Raw genomic sequence first — 6,798 nt, forward strand, 5'->3', positions numbered from 1 at the left:
AACGGTGCGGACGGAGGGAGGCGGCGCGATACGCCGCTTCCCGCACGGTAGAGCCGCGGCCGTGCCCGCGGCATCCGCACGATCCCTCATACGAGGAACCACGTAGCGTCAGCTGGCGAGTGCTTCGTACTCTCGCGCGAGCCGGTGCGCGTGGATCGTCAGGGGCACCCGCGAGCTCACGCCGACCTTCGTGAAGATCCGTCCGAGGTGGACTTCGACCGTGCGCACCGAGACGAACAGACGCGCCGCCGCCTCGCGGTTCGACAGCCCTTGGGTGACGAGCAGCGCCACCTCGAGCTCCCGCTCGGTCAGCACGTCCCGCCAGGCCTCTCGACAGGCCGCGGCGAGCAGGTCCTCGCCGTCGCGCCGGGCGGAGACGGGCTGCGCGGAGGCGGGGTCGCCGGGGCGGGCGGGCTCTCCGGGGCGCGCGCCCGCGCGGGGGACGGGGATCGTGATCGGTGCGGTGAGCACCGAGACCGGGTCCTCCGCGGGCAGCAGTGCGAGATCGGCGACGCACGCGTTGCGCCAGACGCTCGCCCCCGCCGCTTCGAACAGTCCCGACGCGGCGACCAGGTGCGTGCGCGCCGAGCCGAGCTCGCCGAGCGTCGCGTACCGGCGGGCGATCAGCATCTCCGTGCGTCCTCGGTCGTACCCCGAGGCGAGCGTGCGGCCGATCTCCGCGGCCGCACGGCACGCGGCGGGGGCCGCCTCGGGGCTGCTCGTCGCGACGCGCGTGCGGGCGGCGGCGGCGCGGCGATGCGACGCCGTCGCGCCGCGGTAGGCGGAGGCGAGGCGGTCGGCGGCGGTCTGCGCGTCGTGGCGGCGACCGGCGAGCGCCCACACCGACGGCTCGTCGAGGCCCGGCAGGGGCAGGCCCGCATCCGTCGGCGCGACCGTGTCGTCGGCGGCGAGTGAGAGGAGCGTTCCCGACTCCGTCATCCGCCCGTCGAGGTAGGCGGTGATGGCACGGTCGACGAGGAGCCCGGCGCGCAGCGGCCGGGACTGGGGCGTGGGGTGCGTGGCATCCATCGCAACGGTCGTCGGGAGCGGGATGCCGTCGGTGACGGTGTCCAGCCGCCGGGCGAGGGCGACCGCGACCCCGGCGAAGACGAGCGAGACGGGCGCGACGGTCGAGGCCTCCGCCAGCTCGGAGCGCGCGCGGGCGAGCTGGCCCTCCCAGAAGAGGACGAGCGAGATCGCGACGCGGCGATGCGCTTCGATGAGGGGCGAGGTCCGGAGGTGGTCGAGGTCGGCGGCGCCGGGGCGGGCATCGCCGAGCCCCGTTCCGACCCCGCTCTGGAGCATCCCGAGCGCGGCGTCGCCGCGGTCCTCGCGGGCGAGGTGGAGCGCGGCGGCGATCCGCGCCGAGTCGGCGGTCTCGCGGGCGCCCGCCGGTGTGGCGAGGGTGGTGCCTTCCTCAGCCGCGTCGGCGGGCGAGGGGGCGGCCACCCCGAACAGCGCGCACCATCGCCGCGCTTCATCGAGCGATGCGTTCGCCCGGCCCGCGCTCTGGACGAGCCTCGCGGAGAGGGCGAGCATCGCCTCGGCGTCGGCGAGGTGGCCGCGTTCGGCGTGGAGCCACGCGGCCAGGGCGACGGCGGAGATGACGCTGTCGACCTCGTCGGCGGGCACGCCGGCGGTATCCCCGGCCGTGTCGGGCGCGACGCCGGTGTCCGCCGGAGCGCCGGTGTCGAGGAGGGGCGCGACCGGGCGCGCGATGTCGCGGCCCGGGACGCTGCCCTCGCGCCTGCCCACCGCGCGGACGTGGGCGGGCGGCGCGGTCCGCGCGAGGGGGGCGGAGGCCGCGGCGGGGGGGGGGGGCCACGCGACGGCATCCTCGACGAGGCCCGAGGCGAGCGCCGCGCGTCCGGCGACGATCTGCGCGCGCAGGCGCTCGCCGTCGGTCGCGTGGCTCGCCGCTTCGCGCGCCACGGCGTGCGCCCACTCCGCGGCGCCGGCGCGGAGGGACCGCTCGGCGAGCTCGAGGAGGTCGGGGACCAGCGCGGCATCGCCCTCGAGGGTCCGGAGGGAGGTGTGCCACGTCGCGAGGGCGTGATCGCCCGCGTCGCGGTAGGCCTCGGCGAGGGCCGCGTGGGCGGCCGTGCGTGCGCCGAGCGAGGCTGCCGCGTGGACGTAGACCCGCACGCGCGCGTCGAGGAAGGACAGGCGCCCGGCGGCGAAGGCGAGGTGGGCGGATGCCGGCGACGCGAGTGCCTGCGACATGGTGGATCCGGCGGCGGCGAGGGCCACGTCGACGCGTTCGTCGACGCTGACGGCGGCCGTGAGGAGGAGTCGGCGATCCGGTTCGGGGAGGGCGTCCACGGCATCCGCCACCGCATCGCGGACGGCGGGAACGACGGGGAGGGGGTCGGGGAGCGCCGAGAGTCCCGCGCGCTGGGCGGGGGAGAGGGATGCCGCGACCTGCGCGATCGCCGCGCCGTCGGCCTGGAGCGCGGCGTGCAGCCGGGCGGCGACGTGCGGTGCGACGACGTCTCCGCCGTGGTGGAGCAGTCGAAGTGTCGCGTCGATGTCGCCGGATGCGGGGGCGTCGATTTCCGTCACGTGGTGATCCTCCTGTGCAGTCCCCATCGGCCCCAGCCCGATTATGTTACCAATCCTTACAAAGTCAGGGAACCGCATCATTGTTGCGATCGCGTGACGATGCGCGAACGGGATCGCGACAGTTTCGGAGGCCGGTCGGCGGGGCGCCGGAGGCCCTGCTCAGATCAGTGACAGGAAGATGGGGCCGAACACGATGGCGGCCGCGGCCGGCACGACGAGGAGGGCCAGCCCGATGATCGCGATCGCGCCGATCGACCCGAGGATCGACAGCACCGCCGCGGCCGGCGGGGTCAGCAGATCGACGCGACGCGCACCGATCTCCGGCGAGTGCGCGCGGCGACCGAGGCGGCGCCAGGGGACGCGGGAGTGGCGGGAGGTGGGAACGGAGAGCGTCGCGGTAGCCATGCTCCGACGCTACGAATGCGGGCAGGGCTGCCGCGTCGGCTCCTCGGGTGATCCGCATCCGTCGGGAGGATGACTCTTTCGCCCGTCTGGTTAGGTGGCCACCCCACTCGTTCATCAGGCTGCTCGCTTGGTCGCTTGGTGGGGGCCAGTGGGCTGAGCCTGTCGCGCGAGGACGGCGACGCCCACGATCGCCCTCTCGGCGGCTGTTCGTTTGTGGCGCGCTCATTGCGACAAACCACGGGCGGGCTTTTTGCGACGGGGGTGGCCGCCTGGCTCGACAGCCTCGCGGCTGACCGGGGGAGGACCGACGACCCACCGCCTCTCGTACGTTGGGGGTCGGAATCATGGACAGCAAACAAGCCCAGATAATCGGATCATGGATCTGAACATCATCGGCTCTGTTATTGCCGGAGCCGCCGCCGTCGTAACGGCGATTATCGCGATGGCTAATCAGGTCAGCGCTTCGGTTCGCTATGACCTATGGGTAAAAGTCCTCGCGAACGCGCAGAACGATCACCAGCGAGAAGTCGCTGCCGGCCGCGTGAACTTCTATTTCATCGAGCTCGCGGTCACTGAGCTGACGCGGCGCCGGCGCACGCAAATCGTCGTCGCCGGCTTCGCGGTTGCTGCGCTGGGGTATGTCGTGACAGTTCTAGGAATACCGCTCAGTCAAGGCGACGAGCCGTTCGCCCTCGGCGCTGGTTGGACCCTAGCGATCATCGGCGGAGTCACCTATGTGGGCGGGCTCGGTTGGGCGGGGTTTGGACCTGATCGTGTCCGCGACGAGCAACGCGGACGAACCACCGAAGCTTCTGCGGCAGCCGCGCTCAAGGGACTTCGGCCTCTTCGCTGGTGGCAAAGGCGAGATACCACAACCTGAGAGCTCTTCGGGCGGAGGGGAGGATCTAGCCTGTACGAGCGCGCCCGGCTTGTTAGGGGTGAGCGGAGCTGGGCCCGGCCCTTCGGTGCGGAGCTCTGACAATATGTCAGCATGTCCAAGAACGGCCGATCCAGGACCCGGAAGCCGCCGCAAAGTGCCTCGGCATCCGTCGGGTCGGGTTGGGATCCGGGAACTGACCCTGAACTGATCGCCAAGCTCAGCACCGTGCACATCTCATGCAACAACTGTAGGTACGGCTGGGACTGGACTCCCAATTGGCAGACAATCACGTTCGCAACGGGTACCGATTCAGTCGGGCTAACGCCCAACTGCCCAATCTGTGGGATGCCCTGCGACACACTCGACCTCCCCTTGGTCCACGACGAGACCGGCGCGACAGTGGTAGGGATCACTCCAGCGATACTCGCCCTTTACGTGTCACAACTGAAAGCGCGACTGGAGCGGGGAGACGTCTCAGCCGCCGCCGTCGCTGAGAGTTTCTCTAGCACCGGGGCGTTCCGGCGACTGGGCGCGTGGCTGAAGGCGCACGGGGCTTCGCTCGGCCTGGTCCTTGCGGCACTGTCGCTCCTCGCAGACGGGCTACAGGTCGCGGGTCAGTTGACTCCCCAACCGACGATCTCCCCCGAGCAGGTCGAGGAGATCATCTCGTCAGTGATTGAGGAGGTGCGAATCAACCCGTCAGAGCCATCCCACGCGACAGAAATCCCCACGCCGACGACACACTGAGCTTTGTGGTCGCCCTCGGCTGCGGCGGTCGACCTGGGCTAGCCGGTCGGTGCGAGTGCGAACTGCGCAACTCGATGTTGCAGTCGTTCTTTCGTATCAGCGAGAAGGCTCTTCGAGATGGTGTTCAGCTCCGCGCGCTCCGCTGCACTTGTGGCCTCGAGGCTGCGTCTAGCTCGCCCAACCGGCCGCCACCGCTAGACCATGCCCGGGTCCGTTGTATGTCCAGCCGCTTCAGAACGACGCGGCGGATACGATCAGCAGCGTGACTGCCCCTGAAGAGACCCCCATCTGGTTCGGGATCGGCTGCTACTCATTCGAGGCTCCCGGCGAGGATCTGCTCTTGATGCAGAACCGTATGGGAACCTACACGGTCCATAGCTGGGCGGGGGACGTCGAAGCGGCCCTTCGGATGATACCGAGCATCGACAAGATCAATCTGAGCGGCTTCCATTTGGTCAGAGGTGACCACAAGTCGACGTGGCGAGACGACTTCGCGATGTTCCTGCGCGAGACCTCGACTGACGGCGGGCTACACGAGGGTGGTGACTTGCGCCCACACCCCTCGTCGGGACGGATCGAATTCACGGTAATCATCCCGGAGCACGTCCAGCGTTCAGTGCTGCCTCAAGCTCAGGTGTACAACGGCACTGTATTCGACGTCGACATTCGATATGGCGGCGGCATGCCGGTCGCTTTCGTGCGCAACGTCGACGTCGCCAGCGACGCTGCCAATGACCCAGCGCTGGGCGTCGCCATCGTTAGACAGTTCTTAGTCGCAGAGTTTGAGCAACGGGTCAATGCTAAGAGCCCGATCAGGTTCACGTTCCTCGGGCCGAGTCCGATGTGGACGCAATGCGCTGTCCTCGCGCCGAACGAGGAAGCGGAAGAAGAGCTCGCCGTCACTCATCACGACGCTGTGAGGTACTCGTTTGCTGCGTTTCGACTGAAGAAGTCTGCTCAGGTTTCGACGACGGCTGACGCTTACCGGGTGGTAAAGGACGAGCTTGAGGAATCGTTAGGCGAGTACTACGACCTCGTCTCTCGATCGGCGGCCCTCGACAAACATCAACGGTTCATTGAGTTCTCGCTCGAGGCATTGGTCGAAGTGCATAGGGCGAGAGGTATTCGGGCGTGGACGAAGCGGCTCTTCCAGGGAAATACCCACGTCAACGACCTCATGCTGGAAGTGCTCGCGGCTGATGTCGAACGAGAGCGAGTGGAAGCGTTCGCCGAACGCGGATGGCCGGGGGACGTAGCGCAGTCTGCGTTCGGGGATCTGTGGCGAACTGAATCCTCCGGTCGAAGCCACGCTGATCACGTCAAGGCGGTCGCAGATCTACTCGGCGCTCGTCAGTCCCGTTCCACCGAGCTAGTGACAGTCTTTGGAGCATCACTTCTCGGTGGTGTCGCTGGCGCGGCCCTCACCGCGCTAGTGCAGGCGCTGGCCGGCTGAGGGAGCTCAGAGCACGACCTGAGTGTTGCGTCGGGTTTAGCGCGTTCAGGTACAACACGTGGAGCGCTGAGGAGCTTGTCGCGCCAGAGATTGGAGCGCTCGGATCCATCGCCGACCCAGTAGTTTCTGTGTAGCAAACGGCGACGGCGCAGCCGTTCCCCGCCTTCCAGGTCGACTTTGGCTAGGTTTGGACCGAGGTCGGCCGGCGCTCGACTACTGCGGAGCCTTTGTCTCGGACGAGAGCGAGAGAGTGGATGTGGATCACGTCGGAGGTGGAGCTTCCCCAGGCGGTGCTCGATGCGCAGGCGGCGGGGAAGCTGGTCTTCTTTGTCGGCGCGGGCGCTTCCGTAGCTCCGCCATCAAGTCTCCCGCTCTTCCGAAAGCTGGCCGAACAACTTGCGGACCTCGCGCGGGTTCCGTTTGACGGCTCGGTAGCAATTGACTTCTTCCTTGGATCGCTTCCAGCCAACTTCGACGTCCACTCGCACGCCCGCGGCCTTCTTCAGGTTCCGGGGTCGACTTTCAATCCCACCCACTCCGCACTTGCATCGATTGCCAGTTCCATCCCTCCACTGCGCATAGTGACCACGAACTTTGACGCCCACCTGTCATCAGCCGCTGAGGCTGAAGCGCCCTGGGTCTGATGGAGACTCGCGCTATTTGATTCCCACCAGCTGATCGGTGGTGGTTTGGCCAGCATAGAACGTCTCCTCGAACTCGGCCGGCGGGACGTCGCCGAGGTAGCCGTGGA

The 6,798-nt window shown here is 68.3% G+C and carries 6 protein-coding genes; 4 read left to right on the forward strand and 2 right to left on the reverse strand.

Annotated elements, in window-relative coordinates; translation table 11 throughout:
* Positions 1-108: 108 nt before the first annotated feature.
* Complete coding sequence (locus J0P97_RS15930; RefSeq protein ID WP_215487541.1) at positions 109-2,562, reverse strand: helix-turn-helix domain-containing protein; 2,454 nt, start codon at positions 2,560-2,562, stop codon at positions 109-111.
* Positions 2,563-2,721: 159 nt separating this feature from the next.
* On the reverse strand, positions 2,722-2,967 hold the full coding sequence (locus tag J0P97_RS09515) for a hypothetical protein (protein ID WP_215487561.1): 246 nt from the start codon (positions 2,965-2,967) through the stop codon (positions 2,722-2,724).
* 376 nt (positions 2,968-3,343) lie between these two features.
* On the opposite strand from J0P97_RS09515, the gene J0P97_RS09520 reads away from it, so the two are divergent.
* The 4 genes from J0P97_RS09520 to J0P97_RS09535 all read left to right on the forward strand — a co-directional run bounded on the left by J0P97_RS09520 (position 3,344) and on the right by J0P97_RS09535 (position 6,691).
* Positions 3,344-3,847 carry a hypothetical protein gene (locus J0P97_RS09520; protein ID WP_215487542.1) on the forward strand — a complete coding sequence of 168 codons (504 nt, stop codon included), beginning with the start codon at positions 3,344-3,346 and terminating at the stop codon, positions 3,845-3,847.
* Between the two features lie 372 nt (positions 3,848-4,219).
* Entirely contained in the window at positions 4,220-4,594 is a 375-nt protein-coding gene (locus J0P97_RS09525) for a hypothetical protein (RefSeq protein ID WP_215487543.1), read from the forward strand.
* Positions 4,595-4,856: 262 nt separating this feature from the next.
* A complete protein-coding gene (locus tag J0P97_RS09530) occupies positions 4,857-6,047 on the forward strand; it encodes a hypothetical protein (RefSeq protein ID WP_215487544.1) in 1,191 nt (396 codons plus the stop codon).
* 254 nt (positions 6,048-6,301) lie between these two features.
* Positions 6,302-6,691 (forward strand): SIR2 family protein, encoded by a 390-nt coding sequence (locus tag J0P97_RS09535; protein ID WP_215487545.1) that lies wholly within the window; start codon positions 6,302-6,304, stop codon positions 6,689-6,691.
* The last annotated feature ends 107 nt before the right edge of the window (positions 6,692-6,798 follow it).

Source organism: Microbacterium flavum (assembly GCF_018717645.1).
GTDB classification, from domain to species: domain Bacteria; phylum Actinomycetota; class Actinomycetes; order Actinomycetales; family Microbacteriaceae; genus Microbacterium; species Microbacterium flavum.

Bases quoted from the DNA above. Each gene is read 5' to 3' on its own strand.
- J0P97_RS09515 (WP_215487561.1), bottom strand. From the start codon at position 2,967: ATGGCTACCGCGACGCTCTCCGTTCCCACCTCCCGCCACTCCCGCGTC.
- J0P97_RS09520 (WP_215487542.1), top strand. From the start codon at position 3,344: ATGGATCTGAACATCATCGGCTCTGTTATTGCCGGAGCCGCCGCCGTC.
- J0P97_RS09535 (WP_215487545.1), top strand. From the start codon at position 6,302: ATGTGGATCACGTCGGAGGTGGAGCTTCCCCAGGCGGTGCTCGATGCG.